This is a genomic window from Streptomyces sp. NPDC030814 (assembly GCF_055572155.1).
The window spans coordinates 305,482-327,943 of sequence record NZ_JBVIDX010000010.1 but is presented as its reverse complement, the minus strand read 5'-3'; the positions used below and the strand labels follow the sequence as shown (position 1 = coordinate 327,943).

Sequence of the window (22,462 nt, the reverse complement as noted above, 5' to 3'; positions counted from 1 at the left end):
TCGCAGGTCATGAGCAAGCCCGCGGTCCGCACCCGCGTGCTCCGGTCACCCGGCGGCCTGTCGGTGCGCCTCGACGTACGGGCGTGCGTCGTCGTCGCTCTGCTGCTGCTCGGCGCCCTCGCCGCGAGTGTCGTGCTGATCGGCACCGGCGACTTCCCGATCCCGGCCGGCGACGTCATCAGGACCCTGCTCGGCAACGGCGACCCGAGCCAGGAGCTCATCATCAACGACCTGCGGGTGCCGCGGGTCCTGGTCGGGCTGCTGGTGGGGGCCTCGCTGGGGCTGGGCGGGGCGCTGTTCCAGTCCATCTCGCGCAATCCGCTGGGCAGTCCGGACGTCCTCGGTCTCTCCCAGGGCGCCACGGCCGGCGCCCTGGTCATGATCGTGCTGTTCTCCGGCAACGCCGACCAGGTCGCCCTCGGAGCGCTCGGCGGCGGTCTGGTCACCGGCCTCGCGATCTACCTGCTGGCCTGGAAGCGGGGCGTGCACGGCTACCGGCTGGTGCTCGTCGGCATCGGTGTCTCCGCGATCATGACGGCGGTCAACGGCTATCTGATCACCAAGGCCGACCTCGTCGACGCGGCCCGCGCGGTCGTGTGGATGACCGGATCGCTCAACGGGCGTGACTGGGACCAGGTCCGGCCGCTGCTGATCATGTCGGCGATCCTCGTGCCGACGGTGCTGGTCAATGCTCGGGGGCTGCGGACGATGGAGATGGGCGACGACGTGTCGTACGCCCTCGGGGTGCGTGTCGAGCGGGTGCGGATGCTGCTGATGGTCTCGGCCGTCCTGCTCACCGCCGGGGCCACCGCCGCCGCCGGGCCCGTCAGCTTCGTCGCCCTGACCGCGCCCCAGCTCGCCAAGCGGCTGACCCGCTCGCCGGGCCCGAACCTGGCGGCCTCGATGTGCATGGGCGCGGCCCTGTTGATCACCGCGGACTGGGCCTCCCAGCGGGCCTTCGGCGCCGATCAGCTGCCCGTCGGCGTCGTCACCGGCGTCCTCGGCGGTGTGTATCTGCTGTGGCTGCTGGTCACGGAGCGGAAGGCCGGGCGGATATGAGGGGATCCGAGCCGGGCGCGTCGGCGAGGTCGGCGAACGAGAACAACCAGAGGAGCACTGTGAACCGCCTGACCGCCGAGAACGTCACCCTCGCCTATGACCAGCGGGTCATCGCCGAGCAGCTCTCCGTGGAGATCCCCGACAACTCGTTCACCGTGATCGTCGGCCCCAACGCCTGCGGCAAGTCCACGCTGCTGCGGGCCCTGTCCCGGATGCTGAAGCCGTCCCGGGGGCGGGTGCTGCTCGACGGGCAGGTCATCCAGTCGATGCCCGCGAAGAAGGTCGCCCGGACGCTGGGCCTGCTGCCCCAGTCGTCGATCGCGCCCGACGGCATCACGGTCGGCGACCTGGTGGGCCGCGGCCGCTACCCGCACCAGGGACTGCTGAGGCAGTGGTCGGCCGAGGACGAGCGGATCGTCCGGGAGTCGATGGAGTCCACCGGGGTCGCCCAGCTGGCCGACCGCTACGTCGACGAACTCTCCGGCGGCCAGCGCCAGCGCGTGTGGATCGCCATGGCCCTCGCCCAGCAGACCCCGCTGCTGCTCCTCGACGAGCCGACCACCTACCTCGACATCCAGCACCAGATCGACGTGCTCGACCTCTGCGCGGAGCTGCACGAGGAGCAGGGCCGCACGCTCGTCGCCGTACTGCACGACCTCAACCACGCCGCCCGGTACGCCACCCATCTCATCGCCCTGCGCGGCGGAGAGGTCGTCGCCGAGGGCGCGCCCCGCGACATCGTCACGGCGGAGCTGGTCGAGGAGGTCTTCGGGCTGCGCTGCCAGGTCATCGACGACCCGGAGACGGGGACACCGCTGGTGGTGCCGGCGGCCCGCAGGGCACGGACCGGAGCCCGGGAGCGCGACCGGGTCGCCGCCGCGCAGCCGGAGGCCGTCGCTACAGAAGCTTCCTGAGCTGGAGCAGGTCCCGGAAGCCCGCCTCCAGCTTCACCCGGCCCGAACCCCAGGCCTTGGCGAAGTTCAGTTCGCCGTGGACGAGGGCCACCAGGTCGTCGCCCGTCATGGCGAGCCGGATCTGGGCCTTCTCGGGCGGCGGCCCGGCCAGGGTGTCGTGCACCTCGATCCGGCCGTCGCGCATCCGGCCCACGAAGGTGATGTCGCGGTCCTTGATGTGGCAGCTCACCGAGCGGTCGAGGGCCGTCGCCTCGCGCACGTTTCCATCGGCGCCTGCCATGTTGTCCGAGAGCTTTTCGAGCGCGGCGCGGCACTCCTCAATCGTTGCCATCGCGATCGACGGTACCGCAGGGCTTCGCGGTAGCGTCGGGGCATGAGCGACTCTGTGCCCGAGGCCACTGCGGGGGAGGAGACGGCCGACGCGGTCGTCGAGCCCGAGTACGACCCCGCCGCCCCGGCCCCGCTGAACGTGCCCCGCGCCGCGACCGGCCACGCGGACGTCGACGCCGCCCTCGACCGGCTGGCCGACACCGACCACCTCGCCACCGACGGCCATGTCGAGGTGTACGAGGATGTGCACCGGGGGCTGCGCGACGCGCTCACCGCGCTCGACGCCCGCCCGGGACCCCCGGCGCCCCCGATGCCGTACAGCACTAGGAGCTGAACCGAACGTGGCAGGTGTGGCACGACGCCGTCTCGACGCCGAGTTGGTCCGGCGGAAGCTCGCGCGCTCGCGTGAGCACGCGAGCCAGCTGATCGCCGCCGGGCGGGTCACCGTCGGCAAGACCGTCGCGACCAAGCCCGCCACCCAGGTGGAGACCGCGGCCGCCATCGTCGTCTCGAGTGACGACAGCGATCCCGAGTACGTGTCGCGCGGCGGCCACAAGCTCGCCGGAGCGCTGGAGGTGTTCGTCCCGCAGGGCCTGGCCGTCAAGGGGCGGCGGGCGCTGGACGCCGGGGCCTCCACCGGCGGTTTCACCGACGTGCTGCTGCGGGCCGGCGCCGCCCATGTCGTGGCCGTCGACGTCGGATACGGACAACTCGCCTGGACTCTCCGCAGCGATGAACGCGTCACCGTCAAGGACCGTACGAACGTACGCGAGTTGACGCTCGAAGCGATCGATGGGGAGCCTGTGGATCTTGTCGTGGGGGATCTGTCCTTCATCCCGCTCGGCCTGGTGCTGCCCGCCCTGGTGCGGTGCGTGAAGCCGGACGCCGATCTGGTGATGATGGTCAAGCCGCAGTTCGAGGTGGGTAAGGAGCGGCTGGGCAGTGGGGGAGTCGTAAGGAGTCCGGAGCTGCGCGCCGAGGCGGTGTGCGGGGTGGCGCGGCGGGCCGGTGAGCTGGGGCTCGGGGTGAAGGGCGTGACGGCCAGTCCGCTGCCCGGGCCCTCGGGCAACGTCGAGTACTTTCTGTGGCTGCGTGCCGGGGCACCCGCACTGGACCCGGCCGACGTCGACCGAGCAGTTGCGGAGGGGCCGCGTTGACTCTGGACCGAACTCGAACCGTCTTCCTGCTGACCCACACCGGGCGGCCGGCGGCCATCCGCAGTGCGGAGCTCGTGGTGAAGGGCCTGCTCCACCACGGGCTGGGCGTGCGCGTCCTGGAGGCCGAGGCGGAGGACATCCCGCTCCCCGAAGAGGTGGAGCTGGTCAAGGAGGCGACCCCGCAGTGCCTCGACGGGTGCGAGCTGCTCATCGTCCTCGGCGGTGACGGCACGCTGCTGCGCGGCGCGGAGTTCGCCCGCGCCTCCGGGGTGCCGATGCTCGGCGTCAACCTGGGCAGCGTCGGGTTCCTCGCGGAGGCCGAGCGCGACGACCTCGACAAGGTTGTCGACCGCGTGGTGACCAAGGCGTACGAGGTCGAGGAACGGATGACCGTCGACGTCGTCGTTCACCGCAACGGGGACATCGTCCACACCGACTGGGCGCTCAACGAGGCGGCCGTGCAGAAGGCGGGCGCCGAGAAACTGCTCGAGGTCGTCCTGGAGATCGACGGCCGGCCGGTGACCGGGTTCGGGTGCGACGGCATCGTGCTGTCCACGCCGACCGGGTCGACCGCGTACGCCTTCTCCGCCGGCGGGCCCGTCGTGTGGCCCGAGGTCGAGGCGCTGCTGATGGTGCCGATCAGCGCGCACGCGTTGTTCGCGAAGCCGTTGGTGACCTCGCCGGATTCGGTGCTCGCGGTGGAGGTCCTCCCCCATATCCCGCCCGGGGTTCTGTGGTGCGACGGGCGGCGGACGGTCGAGTTGCCGCCGGGGGCCCGGGTGGAGGTCCGGCGAGGCGCTGTGCCGGTGCGGCTCGCCCGGCTGCACCACGCGTCGTTCACGGACCGGCTGGTCGCGAAGTTCGCGCTGCCGGTGTCCGGATGGCGGGGGGCTCGGCACTAGCGTGACGCCGGGGCGCCGGGGCGCCGGGGCGCCGGGGCGCCGGGGCGCCGGGGAGGCGTCGGCGGTGGCGGGTCGGCTGTGGTCGCCCGCGCGGTTCCCCGCGCCCCTCAGGAGGGTCTGCGTGCCTCGAAGGGCTCGTTGTACCTCCGGGGGGTGACGTCGGGGACGGGGGGCGTCGCACTTCCCTCCCTCGACCTCGTATGGTCTTGTCCGTGTTGGAGGAGATGCGGATACGGTCGCTCGGAGTCATCGACGACGCGGTCGTCGAGCTGTCACCCGGCTTCACCGCCGTGACGGGTGAGACGGGCGCGGGCAAGACCATGGTGGTCACCAGTCTCGGTCTGCTGCTCGGCGGCCGGGCGGACCCGGCGCTCGTGCGGATCGGAGCGAAGAACGCGGTCGTCGAGGGCCGGCTCGCCGTGCCCGAGGGCGCCTCGGCGGTCGTCCGGGCCGAGGAGGCCGGGGCCGAACTCGACGACGGGGCGCTGCTGATCAGCCGTACCGTTTCCGCCGAGGGACGGTCGCGGGCGCACCTCGGTGGGCGATCCGTCCCCGTGGGCGTCCTCGCGGAGCTGGCCGACGAGCTGGTGGCCGTGCACGGGCAGACCGACCAGCAGAGGCTGCTGAAGCTGTCCCGGCAGCGGGCGGCGCTCGACCGGTACGCCGGGGACGCGGTGGCCGTACCGCTCGCCAAGTACGGCGAGGCGTACCGGCGACTGCGCGCCGTCTCCGTCGAACTCGACGAGATCGTCACCCGCGCGCGTGAGCGGGCCCAGGAAGCCGACATGCTGCGCTACGGGCTCGACGAGATCGCGGGCGTCGAGCCGCGCGCGGGCGAGGACGTGGAGCTGGCCGAGGAGGCCGAGCGGCTGGGGCACGCGGAGGCGCTGGCGTCCGCCGCGACGGCCGCGCACGCCGCGCTCGCGGGCAATCCCGAGGACCCCGAGGGTGTCGACGCCTCGACGCTCGTCGCGGGCGCCCACCGCGCGCTGGAGGCCGTGCGCTCGCACGACCCGGCGCTGGCCGCGCTCGCCGACCGGATCGGTGAGATCGGCATCCTGCTGGGCGACGTGGCGGGCGAGCTGGCGGGATACGCCGACGACCTGGACGCCGATCCGCTGCGGCTCGCGGCCGTGGAGGAGCGGCGGGCGGCCCTCAACGCGCTCACCCGGAAGTACGGCGAGGACATCGCCTCCGTGCTCGCCTGGGCCGAGCAGAGCGCCCAGCGGCTCACCGAACTCGACGGCGACGACGAGCGCATCGAGGAGCTGACCGCCGAGCGGGACGCGCTGCGGAGCGAACTGGGCGGCCTCGCCCAGGCACTGACGGACGCCCGGCAGGAGGCCGCGGAGCGGTTCGCCGCCGCCGTGACCGCCGAGCTGGGCTCGCTCGCCATGCCGCACGCACGCGTGTCGTTCCAGATCCGGCAGACCGAGGACCCCGAGGGCGTCGAGGTCGGCGGGCGCACGGTCGCCTACGGGCCGTCCGGCGTCGACGAGGTCGAGCTGCTGCTCGCGCCGCACCCGGGGGCGCCGCCGCGGCCCATCGCCAAGGGCGCCTCGGGCGGTGAGCTGTCGCGGGTGATGCTGGCCGTCGAGGTCGTCTTCGCCGGCACGGACCCCGTGCCGACGTACCTCTTCGACGAGGTCGACGCCGGTGTCGGCGGCAAGGCGGCCGTTGAGATCGGGCGGCGGCTCGCCCGGCTCGCCAGGTCGGCGCAGGTCGTGGTCGTCACGCACCTGCCGCAGGTCGCCGCCTTCGCCGACCGGCAGCTGCTGGTGGAGAAGACCAACGACGGCTCGGTGACCCGGTCCGGCGTGAAGGTCCTGGAGGGCGAGGACCGGGTGCGGGAGCTGTCCCGCATGCTCGCCGGGCAGGAGGACTCCGAGACGGCGCGGGCACACGCCGAGGAACTGCTGGCGGCGGCCCGCGCGGACGCCTGAGACATGGGCAGGACCGCCGCGTTCACGCTCGCCGCGGCCACGGCACGCGCGGGCGTCGCCGCCCTGCGGGCCACGGCCCCCGGCGGCGCCGCCCGTTGGCAACGCACCAACCACGCCGGGCGGACCGTCGCGCTGTACGCCGGCCCCGGCGCCGCGCTCGGGGCGCTCCTCGCGGGCGGCCGGAGCTGCCCCGCCGCCGGGATCGCCGTGCTGGCCGCCGGGGTGTGCGGGGCCTACGACGACGCCGTCGGGGCCGGGGACCCGAGGCGCGGGTTCGGGGCTCATCTGACGGCGCTGCGGGACGGCGACGTCACCAGTGGCGCGGTGAAGTTGTTCGGGATCTCGGCCGCCGGGCTCGTCGCCGGGGCGCTGCTGAAGCGGCGGACGCTCGACAAGGCGCTGGCCGGTGTGGTGATCGCCGGGACCGCGCACCTCGTGAACCTCGTCGACGTACGGCCCGGGAGAGCGGCCGGCGCGGCGATCGCCCTCGCGCTGCCCGGTGTGCTCCGGGCCGGGCCGGCCGGCGAGATGGCGGCGGCGACCGTCGGGGCCGCCGCGGCTGTGCTCTCCGACGACCTCGCCGAGCGCACCATGCTCGGCGACACCGGCGCCCACGCCCTCGGCGCCGCCCTGGGCTGCGCCGCCGTCCTGGCCAACGGCCGGGCGGGGCTGGTCGCCCACGCGGTGGCGGTGGTGGCCACGGCCGTCCACGGGGACCGGGTCAGCGAGCTCGCCCGGTCACCGGTGTGGGGCTGACCGCACCGGGAGACCGCAAAAACGCTTCGCGAAGGACGGGGCGGAAGTGACACGGGGGCAACAACGTGCGGGAGTTCACCCGTGTGGGTGACGTCGAGAGTCGCGTTGCCCACAGCATCGCCGTTCGTGGGGCCCGACGGTGCCGCAACGCCTGTGCGGCCTGGCATCCTTGGACAGGTACGACGTAGCGAGACGTGCTACGCAGACCACGCAGAAGCGGCCTCGCGCGGTCCATCCTCACCGCCGGATCCTTCTGTACGTTTCTTCGTGACCGTCCGACCCCGAACCAGGAGCCCCGGCCACGTGAGCCACGTGAGCAGCCACTCACCGCACGGCCAGTCGCCGCTGCGAACCGTGCAAGTGCTCGGCGGCGGCAGCGCGGTGAGCAGCGCTCATGTGCGGTCGCTGACCTCGGGACTCGTCGCCCGGGGCGTACGGGTCACCGTTTGCGCCCCCCACGAGACCGAAGGCGTGTACGACTTCACGGGTGTCGGCGCCCACCACGTCCACGTGCCGCGCAGCAGCGACCCGGCCTCCGTGGCCACCCTGCGCAACGTCTGCGCCGACGCCGACCTGGTCCACGCGCACGGCCTGCACGCCGGCTTCCGCGCCACCCTCGCCCTCGGCGGGCGGCGCACCCCGCTCGTGGTCACCTGGCACACCCGGTCGCATGCCGAGGGGGCGCGGGCCCATCTGCTGCGGCTGCTGGAGCGGCGGGTCGCCAAGGCCGCCGCCGTGGTGCTCGGGACCTCCTCCGAACTCGTCGACCGCGCCCGCGGGCGGGGCGCGCGTGATGCCCGGCTCGCCGCCGTCTCCGTTCCCGCCCTGCGCCGCAACGGCGACGACGACGCCGACCGGGCCGGTCGGCGCTCCAAGACCCGGGCCGAACTCGGCGCCACCGAAAGGCCGTTGCTCATGGCCGCCGGCACGCTCGACCGCCACCGGGGCTACGACACACTGCTCGACGCGGCCCGGGAATGGCGGGGGCTCGACCCCCAGCCGCTCGTCGTGATCGTGGGCGAGGGGCCGCAGCGGGTCGCCCTCCAGCGGCGCGTCGAGGACGAAGGGCTGCCCGTACGGCTCATCGGGCGGCGCGACGACATCGGCGAACTGGTCGCGGCCGCCGACCTGGCGCTGCTGCCCGGCGGCCCCGAAGCACGCTCCGTGCTGGCCCAGGAGGCGCTCCACGCGCGTGTGCCCCTCGTCGCGGCCGCGGCCGGATCGGTGCCCGAACTCGTGGGCGACGCCGCCGCGCTCGTCCCGACCGGGGACGCCCGGGCCCTCGCCGAGGCCGTCGTACACCTGCTGAAGGACCCCGCTCTCCAGGACGAACTGCGGGACAAGGGCATCCGGCAGGCGGCGACCTGGCCGACCGAGGACGAGACGGTGGCCCAGGTGCTCAGCGTCTACGACGAGTTGACCGACGTCCGGCCGCTCATGTGACGTCGGCCCGCGCAAGAGGCCGGGTCCCGCTCACGGCACATGTCTGCGGGCCCTGAGCGCCAGACTCAGGGCCAGTACCGTCTGCGGGTCGTCCAGATCCGTGCCGAGCAACTCGCCGATGCGGGCGAGCCGGTTGTAGAGGGTCTGCCGGTTCAGGTGCAGCTCGCGGGCGGTCTCCGCCTTGCGGCCCGCGTGGGCGAGGTAGGTCTGGAGCGTGGGCAGCAGCGGCGGCTTCGAGCGGCTGTCGTGGTCGAGGAGGGGGCCGATCGCGCGGTCCACGAAGGCGGCCAGATCGGGGTGGTCGCGCAGCCGCCACAGCAGCAGGTCGATGTCGAGCCGCCGGGCGTCGTGCCAGGGGCGGTCGGCCAGCCCCTGCGCGGCCGTCGCCGTCTCCGCCGCGTGCCTGAGCCCCGCCGAGGCGGCCGCCCAGTCGCCGGGCACCCCGACCACCACCACGGGCGGCCGCCCGCCCGGCCGCTGCAACCCGGCCCGCTCCACGCCCGCCCGCAGCGCCGCCGCGACCTTGTCCGCCACCGCCGGCCGCTCCGCCTCCTCGCGCAGGCCCACCAGCAGCGGGACACGGCCCTCCACCGGCCGGACGCCCAGCAGGACGGGGACCCCCACGAGGGTCAGCTCCTCACCGACCGCGCGGGCCAGCACCGCCCAGCCACCGCCCGGTGACAGACCGTCCGAGAGCCGCATCACCACCGGCAGCAGGGGCCCGCCACCGGGTCTGAAGCCCAGGACACGGGCCTGTGCAGGGGCGTCCTCCGCCTCGATACGGCCCTCGGCGAGATCGGTGAGGAAGTCGCCGCGCCCACGCGCCGCCAGCTCCTCCTCCTGCCGGGCCTGCATCAGGACGACGGCGAGGACACCGGCCGCCCGCTCGGCGGCCATCCGGTGCACCGGTACCAGAGGAGCGATCACGGGAAGCAGGACCAGGCGGGCCCGCACCGAACCCGTGCCCGGACCGCCGCCCGGTACGTCGACGATGGCCGTCCCGGCCGGCGGCTCGTCCTGGTGCCGGTCCCTCAGCCCCTCCCACACCTGGAGCGGATCGGTGTCGGCCGGCCCGGCACCCGCGGCGTACAGGAGTTGGCCGTCCGCGGTCTCCAGGAAGACCGGATTGCCGCTGAAGTCGGCCAGGATGCCGAGGACCTGGGGCACCCCGCCGCCGCCGAGCAGGGCCTGGGTGCAGCGCCGGTGGACCTCCTCGGCCTGCTGGAGAAGCGCGTAGTGGCCGTTGACGATCTCGGTGTGGATCTCCTCGGTGACCGTCACGAACGCCACCTCGCGGTGCAGCTGCACGAGTGGGAGACCGGCCGAGCGCGCGGTCTCGACCAGGGCCGGGGGAAGGCGGGCGAAGCGCGGGCCCAGCTCGATGACGAGCGCCGCGATACCCCGCTCGGCCAGGGTCCGGACGAACGCCCGCTGGTCGGCCGGGCGGGTGCCGAGCCCGTAGCCCGTGGTCAGCAGCAGCTCGCCGCCCTTGAGGAGCGAGGCGATGTTGGGGACCTCGCCCGCGTGCACCCAGCGCACGGTCCGCTCCAGCCGGTCGGCGCCGGCCAGGATCTCCGGCAGCCCGCCGCGCAACCCGGGCAGCTCCAGCGCCCGCCGCACGGTGATACCGCCCTGTGCCTCACGACCGTCAGCGGGTACGCGGCTGTCACGGGTGTCCATGGACCGGACGGTACCCGCGCGCGTGCCGACCGGGCATCTCAGGCCCTGGAGAGGAGCGCTCGGCGGGAGAGCACAAAGCGGGCGGGGGAGCGCTCAGTGGGTGGCGGGCCGGCCCCTGGGGTCACGCGGCGGGATGTTGTGGTTGAAGCGGAAGACGTTGTCGGGGTCGTACTCGGCCTTCACCGCCATCAGCCGCCGGGCGTTCTCGGCGCCCAGGCCCGCCAGGACCCTGCCCTCGCCCTCGTCGCCGATGAAGTTCAGGTAGACCGCGCCGGTGCTCCACGGCCGGACGTGCTCGCGGACGTCCCGTACCCACTGGATGGTCCGCTCGTCGTCCGCCGGATCCTCCCAGACACCGAAGGGGTGCACGGCCCACGGCGCGTCCCGGTACGGCACCGGGTACTCGGAGGGGCCGCCGGCGACCGCGCCGCCGTACGGCAAGAGGATGTGCTGCGAGTTGGTCGGCACGGGCATCGACCGGGCCTGGGCGCAGAAGACGTCGACCAGATCGTCCGGCAGGCCGGTCAGGTACTCCGCCGACCAGTAGTTCCGCAGACCGGGCGGGTCGTCGATCATGCACTGCACGTCCGCGTACGGCATCGCGCCCACCACCTCGGCCTCGTGGGGCAGCGCCAGCAGCGGCTGGGCCACCTTGCGCATGTCGTCCTCGGTGCCCGCGTAGGTGAGCAGCATCCCGCACACGAGCCTGCCCACCATGTGCTCGGGGACGAACTCCTCGGGCGGACCGGTGAGGTACAGGACGCCCCCGCCCGCCTCCCGCGGACCGTTCTCGAGGACCTCGCGGTAGACGCGCACGACCTCGGGGCCGAGCTCGGGTTCGTACAGCAGCAGGGCGATCGAGAAGGCGGGCAGTTCGTGCAGCCGGAGGGTGAGAGCGGTGGCGACCCCGAAGTTGCCGCCGCCGCCGTGGAGGGCCCAGAACAGCTCCCGGTTCTCCTCGGCGGTCGCCTGGACCGTGCGGCCGTCGGCGGTCACCAGCTCCACGCCCAGGAGGTTGTCGACGGCGAGCCCGAAGGCCCGTTCCAGCCAGCCGCTGCCGCCGCCGAGGACGAAACCGCCGACGCCGGTGGTCGAGGCCCGGCCGCCGGTGGTGGCGAGACCGTACGGTTCGGTGGCGCGGTCGAGGTGGCTCATGGTGGCGCCGCCCTCGACGCGGACGGTGCGCGTGGCGGCGTCGACCGTGATCGCGTGCATCCGCCGCAGATCGACGACCAGGCCGTTGTCGTTGAGGGCCGATCCGGCCACGCTGTGGCCGCCGCCGCGCACGGCGATATTGAGGTCGAGGTCCCGGCCGAAGCGCACGGCCCGGACGACATCGCTCTGGTTCTCGCACTGAGCGATCACCGCCGGACGCCGGTCGATCATCCCGTTGAAGACCGTCCGGGCGTCGTCGTACCCGGGGTCCCCCGGGGCGAGGACCGAACCCGTCAGGTCCTCGCGGAGTTCGATCAGCGCCGTGTGCGCCTTGGAAAGGGAGGCCATGACCGGCCCCTTTCAGCCAGGGGACAGGACTCATTCCAGGCTAGGCGGGCACACCGGATCGGTCCTGTTCGGCGGCGCGAGCGCCCAGAGGCGGGAGGCGCGCCCCTGAACCAGGCGCAAGCGCTTGCAGCATGCGCCTGGCTGTGCGCCGGTCCGCCGCCGTGCGCGGCGGACCGGGGGGCGCGCCTCAGCCGCCGTACGCCCCCGAGGCGGTCAGCCGCAGGGCCGTGTCGATCAGGGGGACATGGCTGAACGCCTGCGGGAAGTTGCCGACCTGGCGCTTCAGGGCAGGGTCCCACTCCTCCGCCAGAAGACCGAGGTCGTTGCGGAGCGACAGCAGCTTCTCGAAGAGCTTGCGGGCCTCGTCGACGCGGCCGATCATCGCCAGGTCGTCCGCCATCCAGAACGAGCAGGCGAGGAACGCGCCCTCGTCGCCCGGCAGCCCGTCCACGCCCTCGTCCTCACCGGCGGTCGGGTAGCGCAGGATGAAGCCGTCCGGGGTCGACAGCTCCCGCTGGATCGCCTCGATGGTGCCGATGACGCGCTTGTCGTCCGGCGGCAGGAAGCCCATCTGCGGGATCAGCAGCAGCGACGCGTCGAGCTCCTTCGAGCCGTACGACTGCGTGAAGGTGTTGCGATCCTTGTCGTACCCCTTCTCGCACACGTCCCGGTGGATGTCGTCGCGCAGCTCGCGCCACTTCTCCAGCGGGCCGTCCGCGTCGCCGGACTCGATGAGCTTGATCGTGCGGTCCACGGCGACCCAGGCCATGACCTTGGAGTGCACGAAGTGCCGGCGCGGGCCGCGCACCTCCCAGATGCCCTCGTCCGGCTCGTCCCAGTGGTCCTCCAGGTAGCGGATCAGCTTCAGCTGGAGCAGGGAGGCGTAGTCGTTGCGGGCCAGACCCGTCATGTGGGCCAGGTGCAGCGCCTCGGTGACCTCGCCGTACACATCCAGCTGGAGCTGGTGCGCGGCGCCGTTGCCGACCCGTACGGGCGCGGAGTTCTCGTAGCCGGGGAGCCACTCCAGCTCCGCCTCGCCCAGTTCCCGCTCACCGGCGATGCCGTACATGATCTGCAGGTTCTCCGGGTCGCCGGCGACCGCCCGCAGCAGCCACTCGCGCCAGGCGCGGGCCTCGTCCCGGTACCCGGTGCGCAGCAGCGAGGACAGGGTGATCGCCGCGTCGCGCAGCCAGGTGTAGCGGTAGTCCCAGTTGCGCACGCCGCCGATGTGCTCCGGGAGGGAGGTCGTCGGCGCGGCGACGATGCCGCCGGTCGGGGCGTACGTCAGGGCCTTGAGCGTGATCAGCGAGCGGACCACCGCCTCGCGGTACGGGCCGTGGTACGTGCAGTGCTCCACCCACTCGCGCCAGAACTCCTCCGTGGCCTGCAGCGACGGCTCGGGCTCGGGCAGCGGCGGCGGCTCCTTGTGGGAAGGCTGCCAGGAGATCGTGAAGGCGATGCGGTCGCCCGGTGTCACGGTGAAGTCGGCGTACGTCGTGAGCGCCTTGCCGTACGTCTCGCACTCGGTGTCGAACCACACCGAGTCCGGCCCGGCGACGGCCACCGTGCGCCCCTCGTGCTTGTGCACCCAGGGCACGACCCGTCCGTACGAGAACCGCATACGCAGCGCCGAGCGCATCGGGACCCGGCCGCTGATTCCCTCGACGATCCGGATCAGCTGGGGGGCACCGTCACGGGGCGGCATGAAGTCGGTCACACGGACCGTCCCGCGCGGGGTGTCCCACTCGGATTCCAGGATCAGCGAGTCCCCGCGGTACCGGCGACGGGAGGCCGTCGGCGGCTCGGCGTCGGCCGCGTGGGCGGGGCCGAGGCGCCAGAAGCCGTGCTCCTCCGTGCCGAGCAGGCCCGCGAAGACGGCATGGGAATCGAAGCGGGGCAGGCACAGCCAGTCGACCGTCCCGTCCCGGCAGACCAGGGCAGCGGTCTGCATGTCTCCGATGAGTGCGTAGTCTTCGATGCGCCCGGCCACGTGCAACTCCAGTCGAACGGCCACGTCGCCCCCCGAGGGGCGGTCGCTGTGCGGTGTGCGGTCAAGGGACCCAAGGGATCGACAAAGGATCCATGCTTCCAGAGTGATCCAAGGGACGTTGTCATGCGATGTCGCTCAACGATCCTCAACGCATATGAGGCCCTCGTTGCTCAACGAACTGACGAGCTCTCGTGTTTCCGGAGGCGGGCGGGGGTGGTGCCGTTTCCCCGGCCGGGCTCGGCAGCGAGTGTCCGAAGAGGATACGACGCACCGAGGGGCTCCGCGTGCCGCTCCCGGCAACGCGAGTGGGCCGAACGAGTGAGCCAGGGGTGACCCGCGGCCGGGATTCGCCGACTGTCGTACGAAGTCCGTGGCGGCCCGTGCGCGGAGCGTGGCCGGAAGCGATCGTGGCCGGTCGCTGATACCCTGGTAGCCCGTGGACCGGTGGGCGCCCCGACTCGAAAGGGACCCCCGAACCGCAGCGACGGCACCCCCCGACGACCCGATCGGGCGGCGGCCGACCCGCACCCAGAACCGCGACCACGGGAGCCCCCTCTTGGCCATGCCGCCCGCTGCTTTCCGAAACAGCACCACGACGACCAAGCACATCTTCGTCACCGGGGGTGTCGCCTCCTCGCTCGGCAAGGGTCTGACCGCCTCCAGCCTCGGCATGCTGCTCAAGGCCCGTGGCCTGCGCGTGGTGATGCAGAAGCTCGACCCGTACCTGAACGTCGACCCGGGCACGATGAACCCCTTCCAGCACGGTGAGGTCTTCGTCACCAACGACGGCGCCGAGACCGACCTGGACATCGGACACTACGAGCGCTTCCTCGACCGTGACTTGGACGGCTCGGCCAATGTCACTACAGGCCAGGTCTACTCGACCGTCATCGCCAAGGAGCGGCGCGGCGAGTACCTGGGCGACACCGTGCAGGTCATCCCGCACATCACCAACGAGATCAAGCACCGCATCCGGCGCATGGCGTCCGACGAGGTCGACGTCGTCATCACGGAGGTCGGCGGCACGGTCGGCGACATCGAGTCGCTGCCGTTCCTGGAGACCGTCCGCCAGGTCCGCCACGAGGTCGGCCGCGACAACGTCTTCGTCGTCCACATCTCGCTCCTGCCGTACATCGGGCCGTCGGGGGAGCTGAAGACGAAGCCGACGCAGCACTCGGTTGCGGCGCTGCGCAACATCGGTATCCAGCCGGACGCGATCGTGCTGCGCTGCGACCGCGAGGTGCCCGCCGCGATCAAGCGGAAGATCTCCCTCATGTGCGACGTCGACGAGGCCGCCGTCGTCGCCTGCCCCGACGCCCGCTCGATCTACGACATCCCGAAGACCGTGCACGGCGAGGGCCTCGACGCCTATGTCGTCCGCAAGCTCGACCTGCCGTTCCGTGACGTGGACTGGACGACCTGGGACGATCTGCTCGACCGCGTCCACAACCCGCAGCACGAGATCAACCTGGCGCTCGTCGGCAAGTACATCGACCTGCCCGACGCCTACCTCTCGGTCACCGAGGCGCTGCGCGCGGGCGGCTTCGCCAACCGGGCCCGGGTGAAGATCAAGTGGGTCACGTCCGACGACTGCAGGACCCCGGCCGGCGCCGCGGCGCAGCTCGCCGACGTCGACGCCATCTGCATCCCGGGCGGCTTCGGCGACCGCGGTGTCTCCGGCAAGGTCGGCGCCATCCAGTACGCCCGCGAGAACAGGATCCCGCTGCTCGGCCTCTGCCTCGGTCTGCAGTGCATCGTGATCGAGGCCGCGCGCAACCTCGCCGACATCCCGGACGCCAACTCCACCGAGTTCGACTCCGCCACCGCCCACCCGGTGATCTCCACCATGGCCGAGCAGCTCGACATCGTCGCCGGTGAGGGCGACATGGGCGGCACGATGCGCCTGGGCATGTACCCGGCCAAGCTCGCCGAGGGCTCGATCGTGCGCGAGGTGTACGACGGCAAGGAGTACGTCGAGGAGCGCCACCGCCACCGCTACGAGGTGAACAACGCCTACCGCGCGGAACTGGAGAAGAAGGCGGGCCTGCAGTTCACCGGCACCTCGCCCGACGGCAAGCTCGTCGAGTACGTGGAGTACCCGCGCGAGGTCCACCCGTACCTGGTCGCGACCCAGGCGCACCCCGAGCTGCGCTCCCGTCCGACCCGCCCGCACCCGCTCTTCGCCGGACTGGTCAAGGCCGCCGTCGAGCGCAAGACGGCCGGGAAGTGACAGCAAGTCACGTTCGGTGACGGTGAGTTAGGGCGTCACGAGAGTTGTACGGTGACCGGGGTGCGTCTCCTTCGGGAGGTGCGCCCCGGTCTCATGGCACGTGTGGGAGGACGAGTCGACATGACGATCAAGGACACCGCCGAGGAGTGGGAGGTCCGGGAGAGCGAGACGCCGTTCGTCGGCAACAAGACCTCCGTGCGCACCGACGACGTGGTCATGCCCGACGGTTCGGTGGTCCGCCGGGACTACCAGGTCCACCCCGGTTCCGTGGCGGTTCTCGCCCTCGACGACCACGACCGGGTCCTGGTGCTCCGGCAGTACCGCCACCCCGTGCGCCAGAAGCTGTGGGAGATCCCGGCGGGGCTGCTGGACGTGCCGGGCGAGAACCCGCTGCACGCCGCCCAGCGTGAGCTGTACGAGGAGGCGCACGTCAAGGCCGAGGACTGGCGGGTGCTGACCGACGTCTACACCACCCCCGGCGGCTGCGACGAGGCCGTCCGCGTCTTCCTCGCCCGCGACCTCTCCGAGGCCGAGGGGCGGCGCTTCGAGGTGGAGCACGAGGAGGCCGACATGGAGTTGGCCCGAGTACCTCTCGACGAACTGGTCCGCGGTGTCCTCGCCGGGGAGCTGCACAACAACTGCCTGGTGGTGGGCGTGCTTTCGCTGGTGGCCGCGCGGAGCGGGGACGGGGTGGACGCGCTGCGTCCGGCCGAGGCGCCGTGGCCGGCGCGGCCGTTCGAGTCGTAGAGGCTCCCGTTCCCGAGCCGTGCAGGCCCCGGCACCCCTGGCTCGCGGGGCCGTTCGCGGCCGGTCACGCGGTTCGCTGCGCCTCCGAGGACCGGGGCGCGGCACCTCTGCGCGGCGACCTGACGACGCCAGTCGTACGATCCGCTGATCCGATCGAGGGATCTGTCCGCCCTGCTCCGCCGAGATCGTCGCAGAGCGTGAACTAGGCTCGGGAAGCGCCCGATCCGGAGTCCCGGCGGGCTTGCTCGTGCGGTGGGACGGGAGTGTGGCCCGTGGCGGATCAGGCGGTGGAGACCGGGGGAGCCCCGGTGTCCGGAACAGGGCGGCCCCCGGCTGTCGAGGCCGCCCCCACGATCAGTCAGTTCCTCGGCAGGGCACGGGAGTTGAAGGAGCTGCGGGCCGACATCGACCGTGCCGGGCTCAACACCCTCGCCGGTCGCAAGGCACCGCACGCGCGCGTGCTGCTCATCGCCGGCCGGCCCGGCTTCGGCCGCACGGCGCTCGCCGAGGAACTCGTCCGGCAGGTCGCCCACGGTTACCCGGACGGAGTGCTGCGGGCCCGCCTGGCCGAGCCGGACGGCACCCCCGTCCCGGTCGAGCGGGCCGCCGGCGAACTGCTCGGCGGACTCGGTGTCCCCGCCCCCGCCGGAGCCGACGAGGACGACCTCAGCGAGGCGCTGCGGGAGGCGCTGGCCGACCGCCGGGTGGTGCTGCTGCTGGACGACGCCGTCGACGCCGAACAGGTCGACGCGCTGCTGCCGGACAACCCCGACGCCCTGGTCGTCGCGGTCTCCGGGGGGCCGCTGACGGGCATCTCCGACGTCCGCCCCTGCACCCTGGGCGGACTGGACACCAAGTCCGCGGTGGAGCTGCTGGAACGCTTCGCCGGCTCGGTGCGCATCACCGTCGACCCGCGTGCCGCCGAGATCCTCGCCGAGGCGTGCGCCGCCCAGCCCGCCGCACTGCGTCTCGCCGGGGGATGGCTCGCCGCCCGGCCCACGGTCGCCGTCTCCGACCTGGCCAAACAGCTGCGCGCCGAGGACGAGGGCCCGGCCCTCGCCAAGGTCTTCGGGCTGTCGTACGCGGCGCTGTCGAACACCGCCGCCCGGATGCTGCGCCTCCTGGCACTCGCCCCGGCCGGCCTGGTGGACCCGCACATCGCCTCCGGTCTCGCCGGCTGCTCGGTCGACGCGGCCCGCACCGCACTGGACGACTTCGTGGCCCTGGGGTTCCTGCACCGGAGCGACTCGGCCCTGCCGCAGTACGAGGTCCCCGGCTGCCTCCAGCCGCTGCTGCGGTCCGCCGCGGAGAGCCAGGAGAAGCCGGGCGAGCTCCAGCTGGCCCGGGCACGGATGCTGGAGCGGACGGTACGGCTGCTGCAGTCCTGCCGGGCCATCACCGAGACGGACAGTCCGCTGGCCCGGGAGAAGCTCCTCGGGATGCCCAAGGCGCTGCGGTTCCCGAGCCCCCGGGCCGCCGAGGAGTGGCTGCGGGCACGCCGGCCCGCGCTGCTCGCCGCCGCCCGGCTCGCCGTCGCCGACGGCCGGCTGGACACCCTCGCCCGACGGCTGATGTCGCAGCTCGTCCGGGCGCTGGTGGCGCACTTCGGCACCCGGGCCGTGGCCGCCGACCTGTACGGCGTCCACCGGCTCGTCCTCGATGTCGCCGAGCGCCGCGACCTGCCCCGGGAGAAGGCGGCGGCCCTGCTGAACCTGGGCGACCTGGACGCCCGTACCGGCCGGACGAAGGCGGCGCTGGCCCGCTACCGGGCGGCGCTCGACGCCGGACGGCAGGCGAACGACCCCTTCGCGACCGGCCGCGCGATGGAATCCGTAGGCGGCGCCCACCAGGAGCTGGAGGACTACGAACGGGCGGCCGACTGGTACGGCAGGGCGCTCGCCCAGCGGCTCGCCCGGGACGAGCGCGAGGACGCCGCCCGGCTGTACGGCCGTATCGCCACCGCGTACACCTACGCGGGCCGCTACGGCGAGGCGCTGCGCAACTGGAGCTCTGCCCTCACCGGCTACCGCAGGCTCGGCGACGTGGGCGGCCAGGCCAGGGCGTTGAGCGAGATGGCACGCGTCCAGGAGTACGCCGGGCGCCCCGAGGAGGCGCTGTCCACCTGCCAGGAGGCGGTGGAGTGGGCGCGGCGAGCCGAGGACGTCCGACTGCAGGCCGCGCTCCAGCTGCGGCTCGCCGACACCCTGGAGCGGCTCGGCGACCCGGCGGCGGCCCGGCTGCACCGGGGAGTCGCCGAGCGGCTGCTCGGCGACGAGCTCACGCGGCCCGAGACCGGCGAGACCGGCGAGACCGGCGAGACCGAGACGGAACAGGACCCTAACGCCTACGAAATCCGTAGTGCATCTGCGAAAGATTGATGCATTGAAAGGCTAGACAGCGGGGATACCTTCATTAGACTGGCTGCGCCGCCGGTTCTCCTGCGGTGTCTCCCGGTGCGCTCCGGTGCGTACGGGTTTGTCCTGCATCGTGCGGGCATGTACCGCTTGTGCGTGCGAGCCCCCACACCCCTCCGATCCAAGGACCGTGATCGACGTGAAGGTCGGCATCCCCCGCGAGGTCAAGAACAACGAGTTCCGAGTGGCGATCACCCCGGCCGGCGTGCACGAGCTGGTGCGCCACGGCCACCAGGTCGTCATCGAGCAGGGCGCCGGTGTCGGCTCGTCGATCCCCGACGCCGAATACGTGGCCGCCGGCGCCGAGATCCTGGCGACGGCCGACGAGGTGTGGGCCGCCGCCGACCTGCTGCTCAAGGTCAAGGAGCCCATCGCCGAGGAGTACCACCGCCTCCGCAAGGACCAGACGCTCTTCACCTATCTGCATCTGGCCGCGTCCAAGGAGTGCACCGACGCGCTCGTCGAGTCGGGCACCACCGCGATCGCCTACGAGACCGTCGAGCTGCCGAGCCGCGCGCTGCCGCTGCTCGCCCCGATGTCCGAGGTCGCAGGCCGGCTCGCCCCCCAGGTCGGCGCCTACCACCTGATGCGGGCCAACGGCGGCCGCGGCGTGCTCCCCGGCGGTGTGCCGGGCGTGCTGGCCGGGCGGGCCGTCGTGATCGGCGGCGGTGTCTCCGGCTGGAACGCGGCACAGATCGCCATCGGCATGGGCTTCCACGTGACCCTGCTCGACAAGGACATCAACAAGCTCAAGGAAGCCGACAAGGTCTTCGGCACGAAGATCCAGACCGTCGTCTCCAACGCCTTCGAACTGGAGAAGGCGTGCCTGGAGGCAGACCTCGTCATCGGCGCCGTCCTCATCCCGGGCGCCAAGGCGCCGAAGCTGGTCACCAACGAGCTCGTGTCGCGGATGAAGCCCGGAAGTGTCCTTGTCGACATCGCGATCGACCAGGGCGGCTGCTTCGAGGACTCACGGCCCACCACCCACGCCGAACCGACCTTCCCCGTCCACGAGTCGGTCTTCTACTGCGTGGCCAACATGCCCGGCGCGGTGCCCAACACCTCCACCTACGCGCTGACCAACGCCACGCTGCCGTACATCGTGGAACTCGCGAACCACGGCTGGGCCGAGGCACTGCGCCGTGACCCCGCGCTGGCCAAGGGCCTCAACACGCATGACGGCGCGGTGGTTTACCGCGAGGTCGCGGAGGCGCACGGACTGGAGCACACCGAACTGGCCTCACTCCTCGGCTGACCGAAGGGCCGCTGACGGGCTGCTTTGAGTCACCTTTCAGTAAAAGGCGATACGTCAACACAGGTCGTCAACAGCGGTTTCCCGGCCGGATCTTGCCCGACAAGGTCCGGCCGGATGTGTGTATGGTCACTTTGCGACACTCGCGCAACTCGCCTCGAACGTAACTCTTCGGATGTTTCACGCACCGGTGAAACCTGCTGTGCGACGGCCCTACGCCCTTGACAGCCGCATGTTTCATTGCCGACACATCGGGCCGGGTCCGGCGGATTGTGTTGCTGCGGACCGCCGACACGCCATAGAGTCGCCAACCGTCGGCATGGTGCCACGCTGACCTATCTAGAAGTTTCCTGGTCACCAAGGAGGTAAGACGACTTGTGAATGAGTCGACATTTACTCCCGGGGGTGGTCAACCAGGAATGCCTGCGCGGGTCTCGGGACCCACGGGGTTCGCGGCTGTCGGCTCCGTCGCAGTCCGCACCTTCGCAGCCCACCAGGGTCACCAGTCCTCAGGGGTGACTCAGCCAGCACACCAGAGCATGGATGGCCAACACGTGAACGCCATGGCCGGCGACGGAAGTGGCGGGGTCCACAACCACTTCGCCGACTACGACGAGCTGCCCGACGGGCACTTCTACGACCCCGACGCCGAATACGAGCCCGATCCGGAGTACGCGGCGACGCTCGCGCCCGACGCGGCCCGTCAGCGCCGCGAGCGCATCGGCCCGACCGGGCGCCCGCTGCCGTACTTCCCGATCCCGGGCCCGCTGACCGACCACGGTCCCGCGAAGATCATCGCGATGTGCAACCAGAAGGGCGGCGTCGGCAAGACCACGTCGACCATCAACCTGGGTGCCGCACTCGCGGAATACGGCCGCCGGGTCCTCCTCGTCGACTTCGACCCCCAGGGCGCCCTCTCGGTCGGCCTCGGGGTGAACCCGATGGAGCTCGACCTCACCGTCTACAACCTGCTCATGGAGCGGGGCATGTCGGCCGACGAGGTCCTGCTGAAGACCGCGGTCCCGAACATGGATCTGCTGCCGAGCAACATCGACCTCTCGGCGGCCGAGGTCCAGCTGGTCTCCGAGGTCGCGCGCGAGTCCACGCTCCAGCGGGCGCTGAAGCCGCTGATGGCCGACTACGACTACATCGTGATCGACTGTCAGCCCTCGCTCGGTCTGCTCACCGTGAACGCCCTGACCGCCGCCCACAAGGTGATCGTGCCGCTGGAGTGCGAGTTCTTCGCCCTGCGCGGTGTCGCGCTGCTGACGGAGACCATCGAGAAGGTCCAGGAGCGGCTCAACCCCGAGCTGGAGCTCGACGGCATCCTCGCCACCATGTACGACTCCCGCACGGTGCACAGCCGCGAGGTGCTGGCGCGGGTCGTCGAGGCGTTCGACGACCACGTCTACCACACGGTCATCGGGCGCACGGTCCGCTTCCCGGAGACCACGGTCGCCGGTGAGCCGATCACCACGTACGCCTCCAACTCCGTCGGTGCCGCCGCCTACCGCCAGCTCGCCAGGGAGGTGCTCGCCCGGTGTCACGCCGAGTGAGTCTGCCGGGGGCCGACGAACTCTTCCGTACGACAGGGGGAATGGCGCTTCAGCCGTCCACTCCCCGGCGGGGGGCCAACGGAGAAGCCCGTGTGCCCGCTCCCGCCGGGGAGAGCGACGTCGGCGCGGCCATGGACGACGCGCCGCCGTCGGTGCCCGTGCAGGGCGGGGACGGCGAGGGGTCCGAGCATGTGGCCGCGGACGCCGAGTCCGACGGTGGTGAGCAGCCGCGCAGCCGGTCCGCCGCCGCGGGGGCCGAGCGGGCCGCCGGCGGGCGCCAGCCGAAGCCGCAGGAAGGTTCTGCCGCGCCGGGTGCGGCCGCCGGGGCCGCGCCGCGCAAGCGGGGGCGGGCCGCAGGGCGCCGGCCCAGTGGGCGCGAGCGGCACGACGAGAAGATCACCGTGTATGTGTCCGCCGAGGAGCTCATGGACCTCGAACACGCGCGGCTGGTGCTGCGCGGGGAGCACGGGCTGGCCGTCGACCGGGGACGGATCGTCCGGGAGGCCGTAGCCGTGGTGCTGGCGGATCTGGAGTCCCGCGGTGACGCGAGCATCCTGGTACGCCGGCTCCGGGGACGGTAGGAGTA

18 protein-coding genes are annotated in these 22,462 nt (G+C 72.3%); 14 read left to right on the top strand and 4 right to left on the bottom strand.

Features of this window, described 5'->3' with window-relative positions; translation table 11 throughout:
* The first annotated feature begins 9 nt into the window (after nt 1-9).
* Complete coding sequence (locus ACZ43N_RS23085; protein WP_468099938.1) at nt 10-1,059, top strand: FecCD family ABC transporter permease; 1,050 nt, start codon at nt 10-12, stop codon at nt 1,057-1,059.
* The gene (locus ACZ43N_RS23080) at nt 1,056-1,973 is read left to right on the top strand and encodes an ABC transporter ATP-binding protein (RefSeq protein WP_468099936.1); all 918 of its coding nucleotides are present in this window, start codon (nt 1,056-1,058) and stop codon (nt 1,971-1,973) included. The genes ACZ43N_RS23085 and ACZ43N_RS23080 overlap by 4 nt, the downstream gene beginning before the upstream one ends.
* Here ACZ43N_RS23080 and ACZ43N_RS23075 read toward each other — a convergent pair.
* Complete coding sequence (locus tag ACZ43N_RS23075) at nt 1,957-2,304, bottom strand: SCP2 sterol-binding domain-containing protein (RefSeq protein ID WP_468099934.1); 348 nt, start codon at nt 2,302-2,304, stop codon at nt 1,957-1,959. The two genes, ACZ43N_RS23080 and ACZ43N_RS23075, sit on opposite strands and share 17 nt — an antisense overlap.
* A gap of 42 nt (nt 2,305-2,346) precedes the next feature.
* Between ACZ43N_RS23075 and ACZ43N_RS23070 the strand changes: the two genes are divergently transcribed.
* The 6 genes from ACZ43N_RS23070 (at nt 2,347) to ACZ43N_RS23045 (ending at nt 8,504) form a co-directional block, all read left to right on the top strand.
* A complete protein-coding gene (locus ACZ43N_RS23070) occupies nt 2,347-2,637 on the top strand; it encodes a hypothetical protein (protein WP_468099933.1) in 291 nt (96 codons plus the stop codon).
* 7 nt (nt 2,638-2,644) lie between these two features.
* On the top strand, nt 2,645-3,460 hold the full coding sequence (locus ACZ43N_RS23065) for a TlyA family RNA methyltransferase (RefSeq protein ID WP_468099931.1): 816 nt from the start codon (nt 2,645-2,647) through the stop codon (nt 3,458-3,460).
* On the top strand, nt 3,457-4,362 hold the full coding sequence (locus ACZ43N_RS23060) for an NAD kinase (RefSeq protein ID WP_468099930.1): 906 nt from the start codon (nt 3,457-3,459) through the stop codon (nt 4,360-4,362). Before ACZ43N_RS23065 ends, ACZ43N_RS23060 begins: the two co-directional genes overlap by 4 nt.
* Before the next feature lie 200 nt (nt 4,363-4,562).
* Nucleotides 4,563-6,305, top strand: a complete 1,743-nt coding sequence (recN, locus tag ACZ43N_RS23055) for a DNA repair protein RecN (RefSeq protein WP_468099928.1) — start codon at nt 4,563-4,565, stop codon at nt 6,303-6,305.
* Between the two features lie 3 nt (nt 6,306-6,308).
* Nucleotides 6,309-7,061 carry a hypothetical protein gene (locus ACZ43N_RS23050; RefSeq protein ID WP_468099927.1) on the top strand — a complete coding sequence of 251 codons (753 nt, stop codon included), beginning with the start codon at nt 6,309-6,311 and terminating at the stop codon, nt 7,059-7,061.
* A 303-nt stretch (nt 7,062-7,364) separates the two neighbouring features.
* Nucleotides 7,365-8,504, top strand: a complete 1,140-nt coding sequence (locus ACZ43N_RS23045) for a glycosyltransferase family 4 protein (protein ID WP_468099925.1) — start codon at nt 7,365-7,367, stop codon at nt 8,502-8,504.
* Nucleotides 8,505-8,534: 30 nt separating this feature from the next.
* On the opposite strand, the gene ACZ43N_RS23040 is transcribed toward ACZ43N_RS23045, so the two are convergent.
* From ACZ43N_RS23040 to ACZ43N_RS23030, 3 genes are all read right to left on the bottom strand, one after another.
* Nucleotides 8,535-10,184, bottom strand: a complete 1,650-nt coding sequence (locus ACZ43N_RS23040; protein WP_468099923.1) for a PucR family transcriptional regulator — start codon at nt 10,182-10,184, stop codon at nt 8,535-8,537.
* Nucleotides 10,185-10,277: 93 nt separating this feature from the next.
* Entirely contained in the window at nt 10,278-11,687 is a 1,410-nt protein-coding gene (locus ACZ43N_RS23035) for an FAD-binding protein (RefSeq protein ID WP_468099921.1), read from the bottom strand.
* A gap of 187 nt (nt 11,688-11,874) precedes the next feature.
* On the bottom strand, nt 11,875-13,677 hold the full coding sequence (locus tag ACZ43N_RS23030) for a glycoside hydrolase family 15 protein (RefSeq protein ID WP_468099959.1): 1,803 nt from the start codon (nt 13,675-13,677) through the stop codon (nt 11,875-11,877).
* Between the two features lie 562 nt (nt 13,678-14,239).
* Between ACZ43N_RS23030 and ACZ43N_RS23025 the strand changes: the two genes are divergently transcribed.
* The 6 genes from ACZ43N_RS23025 to ACZ43N_RS23000 all read left to right on the top strand — a co-directional run bounded on the left by ACZ43N_RS23025 (nt 14,240) and on the right by ACZ43N_RS23000 (nt 22,457).
* Nucleotides 14,240-15,907: a CTP synthase gene (locus tag ACZ43N_RS23025; protein WP_468099919.1), complete on the top strand. Its 1,668-nt coding sequence runs from the start codon at nt 14,240-14,242 to the stop codon at nt 15,905-15,907.
* A 120-nt stretch (nt 15,908-16,027) separates the two neighbouring features.
* The gene (locus tag ACZ43N_RS23020) at nt 16,028-16,654 is read left to right on the top strand and encodes an NUDIX domain-containing protein (protein ID WP_468099918.1); all 627 of its coding nucleotides are present in this window, start codon (nt 16,028-16,030) and stop codon (nt 16,652-16,654) included.
* Between the two features lie 272 nt (nt 16,655-16,926).
* The gene (locus ACZ43N_RS23015) at nt 16,927-19,032 is read left to right on the top strand and encodes a tetratricopeptide repeat protein (RefSeq protein ID WP_468099917.1); all 2,106 of its coding nucleotides are present in this window, start codon (nt 16,927-16,929) and stop codon (nt 19,030-19,032) included.
* A 166-nt stretch (nt 19,033-19,198) separates the two neighbouring features.
* The gene (gene ald, locus ACZ43N_RS23010) at nt 19,199-20,323 is read left to right on the top strand and encodes an alanine dehydrogenase (protein ID WP_468099915.1); all 1,125 of its coding nucleotides are present in this window, start codon (nt 19,199-19,201) and stop codon (nt 20,321-20,323) included.
* Between the two features lie 416 nt (nt 20,324-20,739).
* Nucleotides 20,740-21,876, top strand: a complete 1,137-nt coding sequence (locus tag ACZ43N_RS23005; protein ID WP_079054846.1) for a ParA family protein — start codon at nt 20,740-20,742, stop codon at nt 21,874-21,876.
* Complete coding sequence (locus ACZ43N_RS23000) at nt 21,861-22,457, top strand: hypothetical protein (RefSeq protein WP_468099913.1); 597 nt, start codon at nt 21,861-21,863, stop codon at nt 22,455-22,457. The genes ACZ43N_RS23005 and ACZ43N_RS23000 overlap by 16 nt, the downstream gene beginning before the upstream one ends.
* The last annotated feature ends 5 nt before the right edge of the window (nt 22,458-22,462 follow it).

Excerpts from the sequence above, each read along its gene's own strand:
- ACZ43N_RS23085 (WP_468099938.1), top strand. The coding sequence starts at position 10 with ATGAGCAAGCCCGCGGTCCGCACCCGCGTGCTCCGGTCACCCGGCGGC.
- ACZ43N_RS23080 (WP_468099936.1), top strand. The coding sequence starts at position 1,056 with ATGAGGGGATCCGAGCCGGGCGCGTCGGCGAGGTCGGCGAACGAGAAC.
- ACZ43N_RS23075 (WP_468099934.1), bottom strand. The coding sequence starts at position 2,304 with ATGGCAACGATTGAGGAGTGCCGCGCCGCGCTCGAAAAGCTCTCGGAC.
- ACZ43N_RS23070 (WP_468099933.1), top strand. The coding sequence starts at position 2,347 with ATGAGCGACTCTGTGCCCGAGGCCACTGCGGGGGAGGAGACGGCCGAC.
- recN (WP_468099928.1), top strand. The coding sequence starts at position 4,563 with ATGGTCTTGTCCGTGTTGGAGGAGATGCGGATACGGTCGCTCGGAGTC.
- ACZ43N_RS23050 (WP_468099927.1), top strand. The coding sequence starts at position 6,309 with ATGGGCAGGACCGCCGCGTTCACGCTCGCCGCGGCCACGGCACGCGCG.
- ACZ43N_RS23040 (WP_468099923.1), bottom strand. The coding sequence starts at position 10,184 with ATGGACACCCGTGACAGCCGCGTACCCGCTGACGGTCGTGAGGCACAG.
- ACZ43N_RS23035 (WP_468099921.1), bottom strand. The coding sequence starts at position 11,687 with ATGGCCTCCCTTTCCAAGGCGCACACGGCGCTGATCGAACTCCGCGAG.
- ACZ43N_RS23025 (WP_468099919.1), top strand. The coding sequence starts at position 14,240 with ATGCCGCCCGCTGCTTTCCGAAACAGCACCACGACGACCAAGCACATC.
- ACZ43N_RS23020 (WP_468099918.1), top strand. The coding sequence starts at position 16,028 with ATGACGATCAAGGACACCGCCGAGGAGTGGGAGGTCCGGGAGAGCGAG.
- ACZ43N_RS23005 (WP_079054846.1), top strand. The coding sequence starts at position 20,740 with ATGCCTGCGCGGGTCTCGGGACCCACGGGGTTCGCGGCTGTCGGCTCC.